General features: G+C 36.8%; 18 protein-coding genes and 2 pseudogenes. 5 read left to right on the top strand and 15 right to left on the bottom strand.

Annotated features, from left to right (window positions below; all coding sequences use genetic code 11):
- Positions 1-10: 10 nt before the first annotated feature.
- The 3 genes from DTA23_RS24800 to DTA23_RS24790 are packed head-to-tail and all read right to left on the bottom strand — an operon-like array spanning position 11 to position 5,023.
- Entirely contained in the window at positions 11-3,217 is a 3,207-nt protein-coding gene (locus tag DTA23_RS24800; protein ID WP_112376316.1) for a SusC/RagA family TonB-linked outer membrane protein, read from the bottom strand.
- 3 nt (positions 3,218-3,220) lie between these two features.
- A complete protein-coding gene (locus tag DTA23_RS24795) occupies positions 3,221-4,630 on the bottom strand; it encodes a TlpA family protein disulfide reductase (RefSeq protein WP_112376315.1) in 1,410 nt (469 codons plus the stop codon).
- 18 nt (positions 4,631-4,648) lie between these two features.
- The gene (locus tag DTA23_RS24790) at positions 4,649-5,023 is read right to left on the bottom strand and encodes a hypothetical protein (protein ID WP_112376314.1); all 375 of its coding nucleotides are present in this window, start codon (positions 5,021-5,023) and stop codon (positions 4,649-4,651) included.
- A gap of 937 nt (positions 5,024-5,960) precedes the next feature.
- On the opposite strand from DTA23_RS24790, the gene DTA23_RS24780 reads away from it, so the two are divergent.
- From DTA23_RS24780 to DTA23_RS24765, 4 genes are all read left to right on the top strand, one after another.
- Positions 5,961-6,284, top strand: a complete 324-nt coding sequence (locus tag DTA23_RS24780; RefSeq protein ID WP_112376312.1) for an XRE family transcriptional regulator — start codon at positions 5,961-5,963, stop codon at positions 6,282-6,284.
- 439 nt (positions 6,285-6,723) lie between these two features.
- Complete coding sequence (locus DTA23_RS24775) at positions 6,724-7,305, top strand: hypothetical protein (RefSeq protein WP_112376311.1); 582 nt, start codon at positions 6,724-6,726, stop codon at positions 7,303-7,305.
- 53 nt (positions 7,306-7,358) lie between these two features.
- Positions 7,359-7,604 carry a hypothetical protein gene (locus DTA23_RS24770; protein WP_112376310.1) on the top strand — a complete coding sequence of 82 codons (246 nt, stop codon included), beginning with the start codon at positions 7,359-7,361 and terminating at the stop codon, positions 7,602-7,604.
- Positions 7,605-7,652: 48 nt separating this feature from the next.
- The gene (locus tag DTA23_RS24765; protein ID WP_112376309.1) at positions 7,653-7,874 is read left to right on the top strand and encodes a hypothetical protein; all 222 of its coding nucleotides are present in this window, start codon (positions 7,653-7,655) and stop codon (positions 7,872-7,874) included.
- Between the two features lie 165 nt (positions 7,875-8,039).
- Here DTA23_RS24765 and DTA23_RS24760 read toward each other — a convergent pair whose 3' ends face one another.
- From DTA23_RS24760 to DTA23_RS24740, 7 genes and pseudogenes are all read right to left on the bottom strand, one after another.
- Positions 8,040-8,303, bottom strand: coding sequence for a hypothetical protein (locus tag DTA23_RS24760; RefSeq protein ID WP_112376308.1), 264 nt, complete (start codon positions 8,301-8,303; stop codon positions 8,040-8,042).
- An 8-nt stretch (positions 8,304-8,311) separates the two neighbouring features.
- Positions 8,312-9,841 carry a hypothetical protein gene (locus DTA23_RS24755; protein ID WP_112376307.1) on the bottom strand — a complete coding sequence of 510 codons (1,530 nt, stop codon included), beginning with the start codon at positions 9,839-9,841 and terminating at the stop codon, positions 8,312-8,314.
- Positions 9,842-10,128: 287 nt separating this feature from the next.
- Complete coding sequence (locus tag DTA23_RS24750) at positions 10,129-10,431, bottom strand: hypothetical protein (protein WP_112376306.1); 303 nt, start codon at positions 10,429-10,431, stop codon at positions 10,129-10,131.
- 141 nt (positions 10,432-10,572) lie between these two features.
- Positions 10,573-10,769 (bottom strand): annotated as a pseudogene (locus DTA23_RS30715) (integrase core domain-containing protein); the annotation flags it as partial.
- The gene (locus DTA23_RS30710; RefSeq protein ID WP_370445169.1) at positions 10,704-11,363 is read right to left on the bottom strand and encodes an IS3 family transposase; all 660 of its coding nucleotides are present in this window, start codon (positions 11,361-11,363) and stop codon (positions 10,704-10,706) included. The gene DTA23_RS30710 and the pseudogene DTA23_RS30715, both read right to left, overlap by 66 nt.
- 26 nt (positions 11,364-11,389) lie before the next feature.
- Positions 11,390-11,680, bottom strand: coding sequence for a transposase (locus tag DTA23_RS30705; protein WP_370445142.1), 291 nt, complete (start codon positions 11,678-11,680; stop codon positions 11,390-11,392).
- A gap of 244 nt (positions 11,681-11,924) precedes the next feature.
- Positions 11,925-13,460: an ISL3 family transposase gene (locus tag DTA23_RS24740; protein ID WP_172462505.1), complete on the bottom strand. Its 1,536-nt coding sequence runs from the start codon at positions 13,458-13,460 to the stop codon at positions 11,925-11,927.
- A gap of 96 nt (positions 13,461-13,556) precedes the next feature.
- Between DTA23_RS24740 and DTA23_RS31000 the strand changes: the two are divergent.
- A pseudogene (locus DTA23_RS31000) lies at positions 13,557-13,706 on the top strand (IS256 family transposase); the annotation flags it as partial.
- A 19-nt stretch (positions 13,707-13,725) separates the two neighbouring features.
- On the opposite strand, the gene DTA23_RS24730 reads toward DTA23_RS31000, so the two are convergent.
- From DTA23_RS24730 to DTA23_RS24710, 5 genes are all read right to left on the bottom strand, one after another.
- Positions 13,726-14,532, bottom strand: a complete 807-nt coding sequence (locus DTA23_RS24730; RefSeq protein ID WP_112376304.1) for a hypothetical protein — start codon at positions 14,530-14,532, stop codon at positions 13,726-13,728.
- 205 nt (positions 14,533-14,737) lie between these two features.
- The gene (locus DTA23_RS24725; protein WP_112376303.1) at positions 14,738-15,919 is read right to left on the bottom strand and encodes a hypothetical protein; all 1,182 of its coding nucleotides are present in this window, start codon (positions 15,917-15,919) and stop codon (positions 14,738-14,740) included.
- 2 nt (positions 15,920-15,921) lie between these two features.
- Positions 15,922-18,387 (bottom strand): N-6 DNA methylase, encoded by a 2,466-nt coding sequence (locus DTA23_RS24720; RefSeq protein ID WP_112376302.1) that lies wholly within the window; start codon positions 18,385-18,387, stop codon positions 15,922-15,924.
- A 279-nt stretch (positions 18,388-18,666) separates the two neighbouring features.
- Complete coding sequence (locus tag DTA23_RS24715; RefSeq protein WP_112376301.1) at positions 18,667-19,998, bottom strand: restriction endonuclease subunit S; 1,332 nt, start codon at positions 19,996-19,998, stop codon at positions 18,667-18,669.
- Positions 19,998-21,464, bottom strand: a complete 1,467-nt coding sequence (locus DTA23_RS24710; protein ID WP_112376300.1) for a type I restriction-modification system subunit M — start codon at positions 21,462-21,464, stop codon at positions 19,998-20,000. Before DTA23_RS24710 ends, DTA23_RS24715 begins: the two co-directional genes overlap by 1 nt.
- Position 21,465 lies beyond the last annotated feature (1 nt).

Below are 21,465 nucleotides of genomic sequence, written 5' to 3'. Positions count from 1 at the left end.
ATCTTTTAATTTAGAGACTTGTCTTCAGCCCAAAAGCAATGCTTAAAGGTGCTTTTAAACCACTAACAAAATTGGGGTCCACTCCTTTCTTATTGGCTTTCCATAAGATGATATTCAGGTTGTTCAGATAGGCGTAAATCTGGATCTGTTTAAATAGCCCCCTTTTGTTGATGCTATAATTTATCTGCATGTCATTTAGCCGGATATGATCGCCCCGTTCAACCGTAGCTTCTGAAAGAGCATAAAAGTTGTCACGGTCATTATCTAATGGATAGGTAAACGAAGGTACATTTGTCAAATTTTCATCGCCTGGCTTTTGCCAGCGCTGCGCAAAATCGCTATGCCCCTTCCCATAACTTGCCAATAAAGAATAGTCAATGGAGTTGCGCCTGAAATAATAATCAAAATTGTAGCTGATGTTGAGCGAAAATGATAGATTTTTCCAGGATATATCATTGCGTATTGCCCCGAAATATAAAGGTAAGGGCGAGCCATGAAATACCGCATCCGATAATAGTGAACTATAGACGAGATTATAGTAGTCTTGACTAAGCTCGCCGTTATAAAAGCCCTGGGGATTACCATTATTGCCATCCAAGCCTGCCCATTTATAACTCACCACCATATAGGGCATTTTTCCTTCAATTGAAATTAAATCGCCACTGTTGACATAACTATTTGCATATACTGACGGTTTTGTCAGGAAACGCGTAAGTTTATTCTTTACGTAGCTGAACAATACATTAGAGCTCCATTTTACGGCACCGGTTGTATTTACAGAGCTTAGGTTTATATCCAACCCTCGTCCTTCCATATTGGCACTGTTGGTCACCATACTGCTAAATCCTGTAGAAGCGTCCATCGTCTTATTTCCCAGCATATCCCTTACATTTTTATTGAAATATTCGATAGTTCCAGAAAGCCTGTTACCCTTTAACCCAAAATCAAGCCCCATATTGAACATCCCAACTTTTTCCCATCTCAAATTTGGATTGGGCGGATTGGTAATGGTTGCATAAGGAAGTTTTACCTGACTTGCAGTAGCGGGCTGATAGTTCATAATTACCAGGGCGGATTGGCTCGCTGGAAGATTACCACTAAAACCATAAGTAAGTCTTAATTTTAGATTTGACAGTCCGTCAATCTTGTAAAAAGGTTCATCCGGAATATTCCACAAAACTCCTGCCGACCATAGCGGCACTCCTTTTCTATTTGTTTCTACTCCAAATAAATTTGAAGCATCTTTCCGTGCACTTCCTGTTACCGTATATCGCTTTTTATAGGTATATGAAACATTACTATACAACGAAATAAAACGGTTCAACAAGGAACCAAAATTCTGATTCCCATCTATCCTATTCGACCCAAATAAATTATTGTAACTCGGAAATTCCGTTACATAATCTACGGGAACAAAAGTGAGCAGATTATCATCGTAGCCATAAGTTCGCGTTGTTTTACTTTGAGTTTTTATCTCCCTCGCTTCAATCCCAGCAATTGCGACAACTTGGTGATCGTTTTTCCAGTTCTTGTTGAAATTCAGCTGAGAACGGATTGAGTTTTCGGTCAACTGACTCACATTTTCATCAAGGATACCTCCATAAGGAATATTTCGGATCATTTTACCGGACGATATATCTGTAAATCTATTGATCAGGTCACGTGCGAAATAGGTTTTCGCACTATGGTAATTCCTACCATTTACATCATACGTACCATATTGATAACGGACATCCAATTTTAAGGCGGATGAAAAACTATATGTACCATTCGCTCCGATCCGCAGGTCTTTACCCCTATTTCTATTGTCGGCTAAATCCAATTCTTCTAACGGCCTATAAGACCAGTCCAATAAACCCGTCGTTTGCAGGCTATCGATATAAGATTGGCGCAGATTCCGTTCAATAGGCAAGGGATTACCCGCTTCATCAGCAAATCTTGTATACGGGTAAAGCTGTCTATTTCCGATCGAATAGGCTCCAAAATAACCACCGGGACTGTTGGATTGGGTTGAATTTTGAGTATATAATATATTCGTGCTAATTTCAAGATTTTTAATAGGTTTCAGACTTTGATTAAACCGAAATGTGAACCTCTCACTGCTATTGCCTTTTAACTCGCTGGCTGTCTTATCATAACCGGTACTCAGCACATACTTTATCTTTTCATTCCCGCCATTCAGGTTCAGCGCATACTGTTGGTTAATAGCTGACCTGTAGAGGTATTTTTCAAAATCGTTCCGAATATCAATCTTTCCCAATGCTTTAATCTGCTGCTCAATAGCAGATATGCCAGCCAAGTCACTTTCCGGAGTATTTTTCTGCTTTTCCAGCAGTTCAATCAGTTGTCCAACTGGAGGGTGATAATCTGTGTCATTCAGTTCATTATCATAAAAGCCATTTTTGAACAAAAACTTTTGCGCTTCAATATAATCTGGGGTAGACATTATTGAAATGTTAAAAAGATTAGGCTTTTGTGCAATCGTGAGGTTCGTATTCAGATCCAAATGAACCGACTGATTGTACCTGCCTTTTTTCGAGGTGAGCACAATAACCCCATTTCCTGCCCTAGCACCCCAGATAGATGCCGCTGCTGCATCCTTCAATACCGATACCGACGCTATATCATTTGGGTTGATATTGTTGATATCCCCCTCATACGGGAAATTGTCCAATATGATCAGCGGATCATCGGAAGCATAAAGCGTACTGACTCCCCTTATTTGAAGTTTCACCTGGTCGGCATTTCTTTTATCGACTAGTAAACTGCCTGTCACTCCCTCCAGCCTCGAAAGTACGTCGGGCCCTACCCTCCGGTTAAACAAGGCACTATCAATATGTTCAAATGAGCCCGTAGCCCTTTCTTTTGGAATATTCTGATACCCCGTGTTGATGACACTGACTTCTTCCAGCGCCATTATCTCTTTACCCATAGGAATTAAGAGCATTTCCTTTTGGGGAAGATCCACCTGTATTTCCTTCTTTTTATATCCCGTATAACTAATCGTCAAAACCACCGTTGGTTTATCGGTTTTTAAACTGAATAGTCCACCCTCATCAGTGACAAGGACATTTGCTTCTCCATCAACTTTTATAGTACAATGCGATAAAGGCCTATGCGTATCTGTATCAAAAACTTTCCCCAGCAGCGTAGTTTGAGCGATCAACCCTTTCATTCCGGCTAAGGCAACGAATATTATTATTACTATGTTTTTCATGGCTTATCGGATTTTATGGATGGTAAATGTTTCTATCTCCCGATCTTCCAGCGTACAAGCATAGCCCTCAGCTTCAAGCGATGTACGTAAAGTTATGAGGTCTTTACACTGCATAATCGAGGAAGAAACTAGCTTAGTTGGATCATTCGTTTCATCCACAATCAGCGGAACTGAAAAAATCGTATTATTGAAGTTCCAAATTAGGTCAGATAGTTTGATACCGACCTTAATCCTATTTCTAACGGTTTTTGTAGAACGGATGACAAGGCATTGCATATTGGTTCTGTTTAAATATCCCGCTATGCCAAAATAGCGTTTAAGGTCTTGCGCCAGCATATCGTTAAAATCTGCAGAGCTTGTATGTTCGGGCATCACCGCCTCGTAACAATAGGTATTTTCCCTATTCCAGTCCTCACTATAAACAGCTTCAGGCCGTACGTACATGCTTTTTTTAGCGGTCGGATATACATATTGCTTTGCAGATAGTTCGGGTATGGATTTTCCCCATGCGATCACACAAAGGTTTACCAACCTTATATTGATAAAGTATTTACGGACTGATTTGGCTATGCTATCCCTAGATGTACCCACAGTTGGGTTCACACCATTCAGATGCCCTGAAAACATTGTATAATAAATTTTTGATGGCACTGGAGCCCCGTTTTCTGTAGATGTGAGCAGCGGCATGTCCTTATTAAATTGGAGCATGTCATTTTTCATTGTCCAGTTTAGCACTTTGCCTTCCAATACCATACTAATGTTTGCAGCATTGGCATATTCAGACCATGTGGTTGCCCTAAGTATTCCCTTTTTATCAATCCACACCAAGTGTGAAAATAATTGATGCGGGAAAACGGTGGAAAGCAATGTGTCACCAGTGACAAGTGAGAAGTTCAGCTTCTTTCCAATTTCATTACGCTTTATAAAAGTATTCACAATATGTTCCTTTTGAAAGGTAATGGGCACTATCGCTATTTGGTCGCTGAAATCAGCCTGTAGCTTTTGCAATTTTGGAAGGGCTGCTACACAAGGGCTACACCACGTCGCCCAGAAGTCCAAGATAATGAGCTTTCCTCTGTAGTCATTTAAAGAAATGACTTTTTTACCATCGGAGTGGTTTACAACCTGCAAAGGCGTACTCCATAGTGATTCGGGTATAGTATCACCGATCTGCAAAGGAGTTGGCCCGTAGGCCCCGCTGTCCTTGCGGGGCGTCTGAGCCGATAAACTAAACATATGAAATACAGCAATGCAAGTAAAAAGCATTGTTGTATTCTTCAATGCCTTTAAAAAACAAGTTAAATAGGATTGAAAAACTAGTATGAATAAGATTACAAGTAGTGTAATCTGTATAACTGGAATATTGACTACCTTATCCAATAAGGCCGAAAATGATTTTGATGTTTTTATCATCTGCTTATGGATTAGGTATTATTCTGAAATTCTATTAAAGAAACTATGGATCCTTTGTTTGGCTTCCAGATCTGCGATTATCGTTTCTGCAGGTTCAGCAAAGGCAAATGGCACCGCATCGATTTTGATCTTACGAAAGTGCACCAGAAAATAAGCGATCAGTACACGGCACACTTTCATCAAAAAGGTGTGCATCTGCTTTACATCAGCAGCATCTTGTTGTTCCTCGCCCTTTCTATAGTTTTCAAAGAGTGCCAATAGGCTTTCCTGACAGTCATTTATTGTATTTTGGGACCAGAACTCCCGAATGGTATTTAATGGATCGTATCCATTGTCGTATATTTCATAACATGCTAGCTCAAAGGGCAGCAGGTTGTTTGTTTTTTGGTTCATAATTTAGTTTCATCAAGTATGACAAGCCTTCGGGTGCTCGCTCAGATACAGACATAGCTTCCCCCTTCACGAAAATTTCGCGTTCAAAATGGCTTGTCATTGCACAGATCAAATGCGACCTATGCCAAATGGACAAATAGGATTAAAAGTCCGAAAAGCGCCGAGATACAATTTCAAGGCATAAATAGGGTTCATTATGGCGCTCCCTGCCGGAAAGAAGTAAATACCGACCTACAGCGATATTGGATTGCAATAAAAACTACGGATAAAAAGTTTGGACTCAACAAAAATTTACTTAATTTTAAAGTGGAAAAATAAAATAAAGCTGTTTCATTGACCAATATTACCTTTTTAAGCAACTTAATAAATGTATAGGTCGGTGACAGGCGTAAATAGCGGGAAATTAGACTGAACTGGGTTCAGCTGTCTTTGCATTTTAAGGAAAGTCAAGACATCTCCTTTTTATTGCTTTTTACAGCCTGTTTTATATGTTGCTATCTATTCAGGCGCACGTATGATGTTCTTTAAAAGTGATTTGCGGGAATACCTCGCGTAGCGATCTTTGATCGAATGCGTGTAATGGGTAGTGTGTGTTGTGTTCGTTCTCATAATTGTTTTGGTTTATGTGAACGAGCTGGAATTAAGAAGGCTGGAACTTGTATCCTGCAATCATCCGGGAACTAGCAATCCCACAGCGTAACAATCAACAAGCCCAGCCTAAAGATTGCGCAAAGATACACAATATCTTTAGACATGGGTTAAACTTGCTGCCTTACGCTGAATTTTCAATTGCTAGTTTCGGATTCAAAGGCTCGTTCAACTCATGGTCTATTTAAAATAGACATAGTTAACATATTTATTACCAATCCTTGATTGGGTACACAAATATAAAAACAATCATTAAGACCACCAAACATTTGGTGGTAAAAATTTTGACATGGATGAAATTTATAAAACGAAAGCTATATTTCGAATTGAGTACGAATTAATCTTTAATATTAAAGGCCTGCGTGGAGAAAGGGGGTGGTCACAGGAAGTACTAAGTGGAAAAATGGGCTTAGCTGAAAATTTTGTTGGAAAATGTGAGTCTTTAGATCAACCGGAAAAGTATAACCTCCGCCATTTAGGAATATTAAAGAAGGTATTTGGTTTGAAAAGCTTGGATGATTTTTTCCCCAATGGAATTCCTAAAGATGAGCAAATTGTAATACATTATAAAAAGTACCTAAGAAAAAGGCTGACGGGTCTGATTCGAAATTGATGGAAAACGTAGTCGTTGAGATTGTAGTTGTTGACGCGGAGACCAAATCGGAGGGAAATAAACAGAATAAGAAATAATAATTACATGACTATAGTTGGCAAGATTCAATATTTTAAAAAATCTATGAGGAAATTCAGATTCTAAGGAATTGCTATCCTCATTTCAATGTTTACGTCATCTTCTTTTAGACCAGTAAATGAAAACTTTAAAGTAATTTATGAGATACTCGTAGCGTTTCGATTTTTCATTATATTAGTATAGTAACACTCTCATATTTTCTAAAATTAAATTAATAATGTTTATATTTACCATAAATAAATGCCATTAGAAACAATCCCCTTTAATTTGATCCTAGAGCAACATTCACTCTGCCCCGTCGCATATGGCTCACCGAATTTTATAGGAATATTAATTAATAACAGTTACAAAAACGTTTTAAATGGCGAATAGGACAAGTAGACCATTGAATAACTTCGAGTTAGTAGAGCACTTTTTAGAAAATGCTCTTTCAATTAATATCAATGATGATGAAATGTATAATGTTGTTTCTCAAGTAGTATCAACAGAACTTAATATAGAGAATTTCGATGAATCTCTTATAAGCTTAAATAGTAAATCCTACAGAATAAGCAAATATAGAAAGGATTCCGAGAGACTCTCGCTTCAAAAACAAATAGTTTTGGAGTTGTTAACTCAGGAAAGGTTAAAAAACGATGAAGACATCGTATTAGGTAAAGGTGGTGCATTCCCATTGAAACCTGTCAAAGCAGAGAGAAAAGCATTTATTGTGATTGGACTACCAGCATCCGGTAAGTCGGGAATATCCAATATAATTGCTGATGAATATGGCGCCATCATATTAGATTCAGATTATGCTAAGAGAAAATTACCAGAATTCTCTGCGTTGCCTTTCGGAGCAACTTTGGTACATGAAGAGTCTGATAAGATAGTTTTTGGAAATGGCAATCAGAAATCGTTTAAATCATTATTTGATCATTGTATTGAAACAGAAGCAATATAGTTTTACCAAAAATTGGAAGCAACGTAGAGAGTATTATAAAATTAATTGAGATTTTGAAAAAAGCCAATTACTTTGTACATTTAACATTAATTGAGTTGGATCGTGTGAAAGCTACTAAACGAGCCCTTAAACGCTTTCATATTTCGAAAAGATATGTACCATTAGGATTGATTTTTGACACTTATGCTAACAACCCAACAACAACATTTTATAAGATAATAACTCACAACAATACGATTTTGGATAGCTTCGGTTCCGTTTCAACTGATGTAAAAGAAGGCGAAAACCAAAAGGAATAATATCGTCCGGAAATAATCCTGTTGATTTATTTATGACTAAAATTAAAGATGAAAAAAAGAAGTAACAAAGAAGAAAAAAAAAATAAGGAATTATCAGAGTATCCGGTAATTTATTCTTATATATATGAAAGGGAGGTTGATGATATAAATCGATTAGCCAATAAAATAGACACTATAAAAAATCGAAGAAAGTCTACCCCTCCAATCAGCAAAATAATTATTGGTTATAAAGTTGAGAATGGTAAGGTAGTCCCTATTTATCAAGATTAGTAATTCAATTTTCTAACGTTATATATTATTTTTTCATTAAAATAAAGAAGAATAAACACAATATTCTAAAAAAACGTTATATAGAAACAATGTGTTATTGTCTCGTCTTGAGAAAACTTTTAAGATTTGACCTTTAATCCTAAATATGTTTCGCATTATTTTAAACTAGTTCATAGGGAAAATTTGCGCTTTCCTAGATTCTTTAACATCAATAATAACACAATTCTCTTCTCTAGGATTATTATTGATATCAAAGTATTCATTATGAACTTTATTCCCCTCAATCATCGCTTCATCAAAACTTATCTCTCCAATTTGGGTCATTTCCAAAAAAATAGTGAACTTGTCAAACTTTATTCCCAGATACGAATGTTCTGGCACGATGATGATTAGAGGACAATAACCTAACTTTTCTAGACAGCTGGCCATAAATATAACTAAATCAATACAGTTTCCGCCGCTATGCTAAAGGTGTTATCTGGAAGGTGGACTTTTTGATGAAGAGAAGTTGTTCCCTTATAAAGACTGAAGGTTTTAGAGACATACTTCATTTTTGATGATATTTGACGATATAATGCACCAATTTCTTTAGTAATAGTACCTAAATCTTCTGACATTCCTTCAAAGCCACTAATTGATTGCGCTGCTTCATTTATAATTCTTTCTACTGATACGGAATTAGGGGTTACCCATCGTGATAAAAATGAATAAAAATAGTATTTATTAGACTTTCCTAGATCCTCGCTATCATACACAAATGTCTCCTTTGGTAATAAATTTAGCCGTTTAGAATCCTCGTATATAAGTGTATCTTTATAGTAAACTTCCACAAAAAATTGCACAGATGAATGTTCATTCAATTTAGACAAATAGACATCATTCAAAATAGGAAAAAGCGGTATACTCAAAGTATTCAAGGGATCTAAATAAACAGTTTCGACGCATCTATCCGATAAACCTTTAATTTCATATACAACTTTTATTTTTCTAATCTGCTCACTCATATTAGAAATAACTAAAATAATTGGAGAGTATTTGCCATCGTATACTTCTTTCAATACATTAAAATAGGCTGAAACAATATTTTCTGTATTAAATAAAAGATTTGCAGAAATCTCGTCGTCATGATTTAAAAAGAAAAAATAATCTTTATATAAGTATTCATCAAAGTGATATTTAGGCGGAAGTTCATTAATTAATTTTTTGACAAATCCGCCATGATAGTTGTTTCCAAAATTTAATTCTAATGGAATCTCCCATAATCTTTTATCTTCGTAATCTCCAAATGTCTGTAAGGCTAAGAAAGACTCTTCATTTATAGAGAATGAATTAGGTTTATTTACAGTATATTTTTCAATTATAACTTTTTTATAAGGAAGAAAAATTCCTAAATATAATAAGGAAAGCTGCTTTTGCTTAATATGAACGTCTGCATTTTCGATTTCGAATGATACTTTGTATTCAAATTTAGTATTAAATTCCGCCCAGAAAACATCATTTTTCTTTGAAGCAAGTCTTCCTTGATGAACGACAGCCGAAATGTAATCTGATTCAAATTCAGGCATATCTTTTACATCAATATTCTTACTAGAAGATCTTGCATGTGGTAGCCAAACATTTAAACTATAAGATGTTTTTATTAGTGATAAGCTAGAATCTCCATACTTACATTTCGCTTGTACATAATTACAATTACTACTCTGAGAAGTAGACATTATAACCAAAGGAGCTAAAATCTTATCATTTCTAAACTGGACGTTGGAAGTTTGGATTTTCCAGTTATCTTTCAAATAAATTTCATTTCCTATCCCCCTATCACTATCCAATTTGAAACTTATTGATACTACGGCTTTATTAAAATCAAGTAGATCTATTCGTAATTCCTTTACTGTACAGGTAATTACATCAAACAAATTAGGTAAAAAAAGAGGTACTTCAAATTTAGTTGTTATGCCATTAGATACCATTATAAGCTCTGCTTTCTGTGAATTATATGGAGTATAATTCAATACTTCATAAGGAAAATATTCACACTCGGTATTACAGTATATCCAGGAGCGTATCTCTCCGCAGCACTTACTACATATCATTTGTCCTGATTTCAGACATCTTCTCTTCCCTTTTACTCTTTTACAAACAGTACATTTGTTTATCATATTGAACAATTATTGATTTTGCAAGGTAGACTTACCTGTTTTTTTTTTTTTCGCGAAAGAGATTATTTTTTCCACATCTAGTTCCAAAGACAGAGGAGTTAATCCGTAAAGAAGCTCCATTGATGTCGTATTGCTTCCTCAGGTGTTGTACCTAATTCATCAGCATATAAATTACGTTTAGATCCCTTTGGGGAATCATTAATAATAACCATAGCCATTGGCTTACCTGACCAATCGGAATGCTGAGATTCTATTTTACATGAGCATACGATATTTTCTCTATAAGAGCCATAAAAGGTATCATAAGTATTTAATTCAATTGGCGTTCTCTTACTGTAAGAAATCGGTTTAACATCACCCGACACTCTAAATTCGTTCAATTTTAATTTCTTCTTTGACATTTACAATAGGCTTTATGCAAAGATAACCTATTGAAAATAATTCAACACACTATATTTGCATATTTCGCATTAAAGCGCCTCAAGAATTGTGCTGGATAAAGTACCCCATTTTTCCGACAGCTGAGATTGGACTTTTCTAATTTACGTTACTAATTGATTTATTTGTTGTTTGTTTCTAATATTTTTTGATAATTCCGTTGGTGTAAGATTCCCAAGACCTTCATGGGGTCTATTGTTATTATATTCATCCATCCATGCCTGGGTATGTTCTCTTACTTCTGACAAGTTGAAAAATAAATAAGCATCCAAAATTTCTTTGCGATAACTTCGTTGAACCGTTCGATGTAGCCGTTCTGCATAGGCTTACCGGGCTGGATAAATTGAATAGCGATGCCTTGGTCTTTACACCAGAGCTCAAAATGATGACTGGTGAATTCAGGACCATTATCTACGCGTAGACAGAGCGGTTTGCCCCGCCAGTCTATGATTTGTTCAAGTGTCCGAGTTACCCGCAAAGAAGAAATTGAAGTAGCTATTTCGATACACAATATCTCACGGGAACAGTCATCCATCACATTAAAAGTTCTAAACCTATTTCCACTGGCCAAGCTATCGCTCATAAAGTCCATGCTCCATTTTTGATTAATGCTGCCCTGTTGTTCCAGAGGCTGTTTCTCCCGAGCAGGTAGCCGACGTTTGCCACGTCGTTTCTTGTTCATATTTAGCAGCTTATATACTCTGTATACTTTTTTATGGTTCCATGGCTTACCTTCTCTGCGCAGGTAGGCATATAGTTTTCGGAATCCATATACAGGATGTTTGGCGGACAGATCATCTAATGCAGATATGACTGCACTGTCATCTTTCTTACTAACATAGTAATATTGTGAACGGCACATGCCTGTCAATTTGTAGGCTCCGGTGACACTCAAACCGTGATCCAGGACAATCTCCTGGGTTAACTGTTTTTGCTGCCGGAGCCCCAACCTTTTTTTGTGATGACTTCTTTTAGGATATCATGGTTCATACTCAGTTCGGCAAACATCTTTTTCAAACGTGCATTTTCTTCCTCAAGTTCCTTTAGGCGTTTGACTTCTGAGGCTTCCATGCCTCCGTAACGGCTCTTCCAGTTATAAAATGTGGCTTTGCTAATTTCCAGCTCACGGCAGATGTCTTCGGTCTTTCTGCCTTCTTCGCCCTCTTTGAGTGCTCGCACAATCTGGCTTTCTGTAAAACGTGTTTTTTTCATTTTATTACTTAAATCTAAACATTTATGTCCAGTTTTAAGCTGTTTGATTTTTTGGGACACTTACATTACCACCAACATTATTTTTGAGGGGTCAGTATGATCCGGAATAAGTTCATCTAAATCTTATAGAGGGGTCAACATCTGCCGGAATAGCATGCGATAACTCAATGGAATTGCGCATATACTCCAGTGCAACGTACAGGAATCATGGGGTCAATTTACGGTTCTTCCCCACTTTTGGTGGTCAAGACGGAGCGTATACTACACGTTTCCTCAATAAGTCAAACCCCGCTCTACCATACATCTGCCTCTTAATCATTTTCAGTCGGTTCACGTTTCCTTCCACGGGACCATTACTCCATGGTAAGGTGAGCGCATTTTCAACAGCGGGGCAATCGGCGAGCAGTCCTTTTGCGAATGATGCTATTTCTTTTAGTCCCGAGGTGCTTGATTTCTCGATCCACTCCCTCAATTTTGTATCGCCCGACTTCTCAGCCATTATTTTACGGAAGGATTGCACTAGGATAAAAGTCTTATTCAGCTCTTTGGAGGATTTGCATAATTCGCGGATGATATTCCGATGGTCATCCCACAGATTTTGTTGATCTGACAGAAACCATATTGCCGCTGATGATGGTTTAAAAGTTGCTGCACCATGATTCGGTAATTCTTTAGTGAACCCAGCTTTTTTGCCCACTCGGATCCCATAGAATTTCAAGCCTTCTGAGAAAGTTGAATAGGCTCCCTTATATCCTTGGGTTCTGAGCTCCTGCCACAATGTGGTGATCAATATGCTCGGCTCTTCCTCCATACGCTTTTTTATATGCGTAAAGAATTTTTCAAGCGGATTAATCTTGCATTGAGATTTTCGGGGCAAAGTCTCCATGTCCAGATAGTTTTTGACGGTTTGTCTGTGCATGCACAGATGCCGTGCCATGGCACGTATGGAATATCCTTTTTTCTGTAATTCCTTCAGTTGCTCAAACCGCTTTAAGCGGATCCCGCCATGAGCTGAATCCGGAGAGCTTCTGTTTTCAGATAGTGAGCTTTGATTTTCAGCTATTTGTTGATCGTCAACCCGCAACTGCTTATTGGCCAACAAAGCTGTGGCTTTGCTGTAATGCCTAATCAAAACTTTCTGTACCGCCTCACTTAAATTTTTCAACAAGTGCCAACGATCGGTGACCTGGATAGATTGGGGAGCACCCAAAGTAATAGCTTTTCGATAGTTACTGTATCTATCCCGGCTCATTACTTCAATCTCTGGACGTTCCTGTAGCCATTTACGCAATGTCTCCTGTTCACGGTCTGGTAATAGATCTATCACTTTCCCTGTGTGGAGATTGACCAAAATACTACCGTAACTTTTCCTTTTTTTGTAAGCCCAATCGTCTACGCCAATGGCGGTTACACCTTTTGCTGGTGAAAAATCGCTTTTTTCAATCAACCGTAGTATAGTCGTATCGCTCGTGGGTATCGACAATATGGTACAAACCCGCTGAGCAGGCCTTCCTCCGGCAAGAAGCCCAAGTTGTCTGATCTTACTTTCCAGACGCTCAGTCCTCCGTTTATATGGCCTGAAATGACTCTCGAACCTCTCGGTGAATATTTTGAACGGACATTCGTCTTGATGACAATAAAATTTACGAGAGCGAAGAATAATTCTGGAAGTTTTACCAAAGACAGGAAGGTCTGCGATCTTGCGGGTGTAATAGCTGTGGATTCTTTTCGAAGTGATGCAGCAGTTTGGGCAGACAGCACTGTGGGTAGTACTCTGCACATAAACTACCAGTACATCTTGCTGGTTATCTACTGATATAATCCTAAAGTTATCACCATCGTCCGTGGGGAAGAACCAATTTACTCCGGAATATGCACCGAACAGGCACTAATGAAATTGATGTATCTGATCATAAAGGATATCGCAAAAAAATGGACAATGCCAATGCATAACTGGGGCTTGATATCCCAACTTTATATTAGATTTGGGGATAGACTCAAACTCGAAAGAAGTTTTATGTTTTAATCCTATGACACAGTTGGTGTTACACTCCCGTCGAGTTTTTAATTTTTTCATATTTATCAATAGCTATTTTCTCAAATTGATCATTTACTAACATGTCTTTTCGCATTAACTCAAATGGGGGAGCGAATCGTTGTTCCATTAGAATTGAATTATATATTTCAAAATCACTATCACCGACTACAATTTTTATACTGCTTTTTTTGTTGTAATTATCATAAACTTCAATGTATTCAAACACTTTCTCTTTTTTGCTGTTATAGTAAAAACAAGAATATCTATTGATACACTTCATATAATCTGTACTGCTAGTAAATGAACCCCTAAAATATTTCTTTTGCTTGTTTTTGTTTTTATATTCACCAAGCTGAGAGATATAGAAAGTATGTATGACTTGTTGATTTTTATAGGTAATTAATCTAGATTTTATATTTCTATCGTTTATACCATAATTTACAAAACCTTCATAGACGTCGAAATTTTGGTTACTTCCTTTTAGGTACTCGGCCTTAAATATTTGCGATGCATATTTTACTAGCTCAAATGGACGAATGTTTTTGAAGATCGTAGGGTTGTCTAACTTAGTTGATTCTGATTGATTCTCTCGTTTCCAATAGAATTTCATGGGTCGCCCAAAGTGTCGACTTAATATGTGCTCATAGCCCGTATCTAGATTACCTTTTGCTAATATTAGTCCCGTATCTTTATCTTGCCTAATTATATCTATTGGATGAAATCCCAAATGTAATTCGTTAGTATTAGTATAATCAAATTCAGTGCATCTCCTAGCAATTTCAATTAATTGAATATCAGTAAATAGCTCCTCCATATATTAAGTAAAAAGTTATTATTAAAGTTACATGATATTTTATTAAGATTCAATTGAACGAAAAAGATGCATATTCAGGAGTAATAGATTCTTCCCCACTTTTGTCGGTGGCAAGTAGTTAATTAAAACACAACTGATTATAATGTTATATTGCTGACGAAAGCTACTATGAATTAAGCATATATCCCGAGAATTCTGTAAAAATTTAAATGGTTATTTCCACTCGTTTCACCCTATTCTTCAACTCGTTATTGCGGGTATCAGTGTATCGTTCTACCTCTACATAAACAGACATTCCCTCGCTGAGACTATTCTTAGTTACCAAATGTGGTGGAATGAAAACATTTTCACCAATAGAAGTGGACTTAAAAAATGCAAATCCCTTTTGGCTATTTATGTTTATGACTTTGCCTTGAATTAACTCTACGATTTCATCATTTCCCTCCGTCGCCTCTGTTTTTATCCAATTCTTAGCTTTTGGATTTGTGTCTACATAAGTTTTAAACCAAACCAACACATCTAAAAGCTGATAAAGCACACTTTTTAAAAGGAATGGAGTTTTGATAGTTTTTACATATAAATCAATCTCTGAACGATGTGAACCAGCTTGAGTAACTTGTAAAATACTTCGCAAGTAATAGGCTATTTGTTTTGGAAGATGTGTTTCCTCTAAATGCTTGTAACCTTTTCCAACATAAATTGATCCATCAGAATTTTTACCTACCAAAAATTTACTGCTTTCATTTAAAGCAACGGTCGGTATGATAAATTCCACTGGAAGCAAATTGTATTTATTAAAGGCAACGAAAAGATCTTCAATTACTTTCCTAATCGTATTAAAGTGATTTTCGATAGTGTTTTCGTTACTGATTTTTAACAGGTTTAATACATCTTGTCCTGCAAATTCTCCTATATATTTTTCTGTGCATACATCAAAAGCACGTTTGTAATTTTGACGAATCTGGGTATCTTCTTGCATAGAAGCCGCAGATTTTATGTCAGAAAACAATTCGTTAATCTCTCTATCACTACCTTTCTTATAAACTTTTGGAAAAGCTTTATTAAATGTATTATCTCCATATGCTTCTGCTTGTCCGGTTAGGACAAATACTTCAAATTTCTTTTTTAATTGGAGCAATCTCTCTTTAGCTCTGTGTACATTGTAGGTGTCTTCAGATCCTTCAATATCATCTTCATTTTCAAAGAATTTGGCATCAAGCAATACACCATCATAAAAAGGAAAATTCTTTTCCAACTCATCCAAGCCACTATTTAATGACTTATATGGGATCAAATTAATATTATTTCTTTTTGCTCGACCTTTAGTCCCCATAAGTGTCTCATGTTCATCGTCGATCCACAGAATATTGTAAAATATTTCTTCCATAATTAGCTTATCAATTTTATTGGGAATTGGAATTTAAACTTCACCGAAAAGAATGGGTCTTGATTCAATGAAAGAACCCAATCAGTATTATTAAAATCTGTTGCAATTCTGTGTATGTCGTATCCACCTAAGCCACTTCCATTATTTGAGGTTGAGTCAGCTGTAGAGTATTTGGTTATAAACTTTTCTCTATCGAAATTCTTTGGAAAGGGTTTACCGTTATTTCCAATTTCCATAGTAAGAAAATCATCAACCTCAGTTAACTCAATAACTACCTCGTTTCCAATAGCTTTTTTGTCAAATGCATACTTATTTGCATTTGTCAGAATATTATCTAATATTGTTTTGAAAAGTGTCTCATTGGCGTATATACCTCTATCTTTCAGTTTTTCTCCTTTTACTAACAGCTTCTTTATTTTGAATTTAAATCCATTATTTGACAGATTATTGATAACATTGTTGATATCAGTTAGCGGAATTATTTGTTTTTCAAATTCCGATAAAACAAGTCCGTTCTCGCCCTTTTCAAGCACATCAGTGATGAAGTTTACATCACGCTTGATTTCACTTAAAGCAGAGATAATATCAATTTCATAAAATTCGGAAAAGGCTTTATTTAATGCGACAAAACCTTTTTTTTCTTTGTTTAAGAAATCCAATAGGTTGTCAGACCAATCAAGAATATTTTGTCTAGGTCTGCCCAGGGTATGTTTCAACGAAGCAAATTCACTAAACTGTCCTCTTGCTTTACCATGAGCCAAGGCATTTCGTTCCTTCTGAAGACTTTTAATCTTATCAGATAATTCAGAGATACCCTGAACTTTAGCTCTTTGCTCCTGAAGTGAAGGTAGCTTTATAACAACCTCCATCAAATCATCTCTACGAATAAAAGGCATGGAAGAACCCAAACGATATGATTCAAGTTGCTCCTGCACATATTCGGTATGAAGCTCGTTGATTAGATACGCCTTGTCGGCTATTAAATCATTAAGCTCGAAGGATAAAATATCCTGACCTCTAAAAATAGGTTCGCCTTTGAATTCAAAGAACGTGGGCTTTAAAGTTTTCCAACGGATTGCTAAGAGTAGACAAGATTCTGAAATTAGATGGATGTCATGGCGTTTGAATTCGGTTTCAGCAAGATTAGAAGCGTCAAGCGTAAAATTAATTTTATCGTCTTTTAAATCACGTATACGAACTAGTTTACCCGTTTCTGGCAGGTTGCCTTTTTGACCTCTAACTAACTTTAGAATATCACCAAGTTTTACACCGCTTATTTTCTTTTTGAAATAACGTGTTACGCTTAAATTGTAATCGTTGGTACGAATTTGTTCAATGTCAACAACCCTAACCGCGTTTACATCTTCTTTATCACTGTGAATTAGGCTGTTTAAGTCATAATCATTGAGCCTTTTTTCTCGGAGTCCCTTTTCAACTACATACTTCTTGGCATCAACGAATTTTATTTTACGTGAGGTCGCTTTTGTTTTTGACAGAACCACAATGATTAATGGAATTCCTGTGTTTAATAGTAATCCCCCGGGTAATGAAATAATTGTGTCAATTAAATCTTCTTCAATCAAATACTTCCTTAAACGTTGTTCCTGCATACCTCTGAACAGGAAGTTTTGTGGTAAAAGAGCAATCAATTTACCATTTTGCTTCAAGGATTGAATACCCTTTTCAATCAAAAACTGTTCGATTGTTCTAAAACTAGGTTCAATATCTCTGTATTGGTGCCCAAGTTTCAAGCCGAAAGGTGGATTGGAAAAAATAACGTCAAATTTCTCTGACTGAATTGGCCAATTTGAAATTGAATCATCACAGACGTACCTTGAACTATTTAGTTTCTCATACGCCATCATTCTTAAAGCACCTAAAGCCCATGTTTTTTTGTTAAGTTCTTGTCCAAAGTATTCCTGGCTCTGGTTAAGAAAAATGCTAAAGGAAGCTAAGCCCGCAAAAGGATTGAAAACTTTCATATTAGTCTTCAAATTAGCCAATCCACACATAAAGCGAGTTAATTCAAGTGGCTGAATAAACTCGCCAGCATATCTTCCTTGGGATTGTGAAACTCTATAAATCACATCGTCAATTATAGCAGCAAAATTGCTCCTAAGAGTTTCTCTCTCTATTTCTAAAAGAAGGAAAGAAAAATATCCCATGGGTTCGCTCAACACTTTTGACAAAGAATCACTTAGTGCGTCGATAATCAACAAATAATATTGCTTAGTTTCTTCATTTAGACCTGAATTTAGAATGAGTGTCTTAATGTCTGGTATATCAAAGTCAGTAGGGAATGATTTTTCATTGATTAAACCGTCTTTGTATAAGGATACAAACAAGAGTACTACTTGTAATGAACTTTCTAAATAATGCAATTTTTCACTATTTCTAAAAGCATCAAAAATGCTAAAAATCTTAAACGAGGTGGTATCTACTGGATTTGAATATACTTTATTCGTCATAGTTTCGATTATTTAATGATAAAGTGCAAAAATCAAGATTATCTGTGCATTGCAAGTGCACAGTAAATTTTATTTCAAAAAAATATTTATATCCTCAGTACTCTCCGCTCGTCGAACGAGGTTTACACCTTCTTCTTTTCATTAATATTGCTATAGTTTTCAAGTAACTCGAAAAAGTACTTATTAAAGCTTAGATGAGCTTTATCGCCAATGTAGTCATTCCCAACAAGTGCTATATAACTCCTTTCGTACACTTTTTTATCCAATTGGTTATTGACATTAGGGTTCTACGCTATGTTTCTTACTTGCCATCTTAGGTTTAACTTCTTCTTTTAGCTTGATAATCTCCGCTAACAAATCCTTCGCATCGCCATCGTTAGGAAGTTGTGGAATTAACTGACCTTTGAAGGCTTTGTGTAGAATGGCTTGTGGTAAGCTGTCTACTTTAGCTTTTAAAGTTTGATAACGAGCTTCGATGGTGTCCGCTTTGGCGAATTGGGTTTGTACACACCGAACAATGTTTTGTTGTTCCTGGATGGGTGGCATAAATATTTGCATCTCTTTTATCGCAGGCATATATATAGTCCCAACAGTTGTCCCTACACCACTTCGGATTAAATACTTACGAGCAGATATTAGTGAATACATGAGAAATCTGTTATTGAGTTTTTCTGAGCAAATCCAATTCGCGAAGTGTTGAGAGGTTGCCATTTCCCCGCCCATTATGGTAACGAAACCTACAGATATATCTCGACAAAAGCATACAGTTCCTTCTGGTAATAGCCTAGCACTTGAATTTTTAATTCCGTTTAAATTAGGTTTAAACTTTGTTTCATTAATTACTTGTCCATCTGCTGCTCTTATATCTTGCAACGAAATCCAATTCACATCACCGTTTATCCAATATTCTTCTTTAGACTTTCTAGGAGTATGACCAGATTCCAATCTTGCGATTTTCAATAATTTATACCATTTCCAACTGTTACCTTCTTCTTTTTTTAAATTCGGTTCCAAGCTAATACAGCTAGATACGTATCCTTTGTATGTAAAATTTTGCTCTAACACTTGCTGGCGGAAATCTTTTAACAATTGTGGAATACGGTCGAGTGCTTTTTTTATCTTTTCATGTTGTGCAAAGAGTTTGTCCAACTTAGCGACAATACGTTCTTGTTCGGGGAGTGGAGGTAGGGGGAAATCCAGTATCTTAAAAACAGAAAAATGTCTGCTGTAACCAAAATCAGGAAGATTGAGGCTTAACAAATTGTAATAAAAAAAACGTTCACTAATACCATTTATTGGTTTCAGCAATTTAGTACCATCGGCTCCAACAGCAAATTTAAAATCTACATATTTTATGTTTTTCGTATGATCCCCAAAGATTATCACAGGCAATTCGCCATTATATAATAAATCTTCATCATCAATATAACCAGCTATTAATTGGGCACCCTGATCAACAACTGGATATATTCCAATGGAATTAAAGTCTTTAGATTTGAGCTTAACATCAATTTTAGTTTTTTCCAAAATTTCGTCATAGCTGACTAATGGCCATCTTATTGGATACGACGGCTGTATTTCATACTTATTTATATCTCCCTTACTTGCCATTAGCTCAACTCCTTTATCAAATCATTCAACTCATTGGTAATAGCATCTAGTTCCAATAACGCTTCACGAGCGATATCTATAGGCTCTCCAAGATCATCTCCACTACTTAATGAGTTATCGGCTATTAAGCCAATATCTAACGAGTCCCCTTTGGCAGCAATGGCTTCACGGCTGAATACCTGCCAACGGTTATCCTCTTTGGCAATTTCTGCACGCTTAGTCTCATCGATATCACCTTGCCAGTTTTCTTTGACTTCATCAATAGAAATCCCTCCAGTGTATGCTTTTACAAAATCGGCAAAGGCTGTACGGGTAAATGGTGTGCGCTTACCAAAGCTCGGCGCATTGGTACGCATATCATAGACCCATACGTTTTTGGTGTTGCCGGTTTCTGTATTGCCACGTGTAAAAAATAATACATTCGTCTTGACACCTGCCGCGTAAAAGATTCCTGTAGGTAAACGCAGGATGGTATGCAAATTACACTTGTCCATCAGGTCACGACGGATTTTCAAACCGTCACCGTCTTCAAATAGCACGTTGTCTGGTAGCACAACTGCCGCACGTGCTTTACCGTCTTTTTTCAATGAGCGGTAAATGTGTTGTAAAAAATTCAGCTGCTTGTTGGAGCTTAAAAAGGTCAAGTCTGTACGGGTAGGTCGCTCCCCTCCTTTTTTGGTACCAAAGGGCGGATTGGCCAGTACACCATCGTAATTGTTGAAAGCCTCTCCTTCTTGGCTCAGTGTGTCCGCCAAAGCAATCGGGGACTCTATACCATGTAGTTTGGCATTCATTAATGCTAAACGATGGGCATCTTGTACGAGTTCACAGCCAGTAAAGGCTTCATACTTCTGAAAGTGAAGCTCCTTCTCGCCCAATGTAAAATAGCTATCGGTCTTCTCTTTAAGATAGTGGTCTGCTGCGATCATAAAACCAAATGTTCCCGCAGCAGGGTCGTTCCAACGTTCGCCAATTTTGGGCACCAACAGATCGACCATCACATTGATCAACGGCCGTGGCGTGAAATATTGCCCAGCGCCAGATTTTTTCTCGTTGGCATTTTTCTCTAAAAGTTCTTCATAGATCGTTGCAATCTGATCTTTCTCGGTATCTTCAAACCAGTCGATACCGTCTATAGCTGTAACTAGCGTACGCAAGTTAACGGGTTTACGCAGCATACTGCTGGCATTGGTATAGATCTCCTTAATCGTTGCGTTTTGCGTCTTCGCAGAGATCGTAGCTAGCAGCTCCCGGTACGTATCGTATAATTCTTTATTATCTTTGATTGACTTAAACTTGTCCCAGCGATACTCTTCTGGTATCTCCTTGTCAAATTTCCGCACTTCGGAAAGTTTGAGGAAAAGAATATAAGTCAATTCATTTAAATATTGGTGATAGGTAACTCCATCGTCACGTAGGACGTTACAGAGATTCCAAAGTTTCTGTGCGATTTCTTCAGCGCTCATT

It is taken from the genome of Sphingobacterium multivorum (genome assembly GCF_900457465.1).
GTDB classification, from domain to species: Bacteria; Bacteroidota; Bacteroidia; order Sphingobacteriales; family Sphingobacteriaceae; genus Sphingobacterium; species Sphingobacterium multivorum.
Note: the sequence above shows the minus strand (reverse complement) of the source record. Positions and strands in the feature narration are given on the sequence as shown.

Bases quoted from the DNA above. Each gene is read 5' to 3' on its own strand.
- DTA23_RS24800 (WP_112376316.1), bottom strand. From the start codon at position 3,217: ATGAAAAACATAGTAATAATAATATTCGTTGCCTTAGCCGGAATGAAA.
- DTA23_RS24795 (WP_112376315.1), bottom strand. From the start codon at position 4,630: ATGATAAAAACATCAAAATCATTTTCGGCCTTATTGGATAAGGTAGTC.
- DTA23_RS24790 (WP_112376314.1), bottom strand. From the start codon at position 5,023: ATGAACCAAAAAACAAACAACCTGCTGCCCTTTGAGCTAGCATGTTAT.
- DTA23_RS24780 (WP_112376312.1), top strand. From the start codon at position 5,961: ATGGATGAAATTTATAAAACGAAAGCTATATTTCGAATTGAGTACGAA.
- DTA23_RS24775 (WP_112376311.1), top strand. From the start codon at position 6,724: ATGGCGAATAGGACAAGTAGACCATTGAATAACTTCGAGTTAGTAGAG.
- DTA23_RS24765 (WP_112376309.1), top strand. From the start codon at position 7,653: ATGAAAAAAAGAAGTAACAAAGAAGAAAAAAAAAATAAGGAATTATCA.
- DTA23_RS24760 (WP_112376308.1), bottom strand. From the start codon at position 8,303: ATGGCCAGCTGTCTAGAAAAGTTAGGTTATTGTCCTCTAATCATCATC.
- DTA23_RS24755 (WP_112376307.1), bottom strand. From the start codon at position 9,841: ATGGTATCTAATGGCATAACAACTAAATTTGAAGTACCTCTTTTTTTA.
- DTA23_RS24750 (WP_112376306.1), bottom strand. From the start codon at position 10,431: ATGTCAAAGAAGAAATTAAAATTGAACGAATTTAGAGTGTCGGGTGAT.
- DTA23_RS30705 (WP_370445142.1), bottom strand. From the start codon at position 11,680: ATGAAAAAAACACGTTTTACAGAAAGCCAGATTGTGCGAGCACTCAAA.
- DTA23_RS24730 (WP_112376304.1), bottom strand. From the start codon at position 14,532: ATGGAGGAGCTATTTACTGATATTCAATTAATTGAAATTGCTAGGAGA.
- DTA23_RS24725 (WP_112376303.1), bottom strand. From the start codon at position 15,919: ATGGAAGAAATATTTTACAATATTCTGTGGATCGACGATGAACATGAG.
- DTA23_RS24720 (WP_112376302.1), bottom strand. From the start codon at position 18,387: ATGACGAATAAAGTATATTCAAATCCAGTAGATACCACCTCGTTTAAG.
- DTA23_RS24715 (WP_112376301.1), bottom strand. From the start codon at position 19,998: ATGGCAAGTAAGGGAGATATAAATAAGTATGAAATACAGCCGTCGTAT.
- DTA23_RS24710 (WP_112376300.1), bottom strand. From the start codon at position 21,464: ATGAGCGCTGAAGAAATCGCACAGAAACTTTGGAATCTCTGTAACGTC.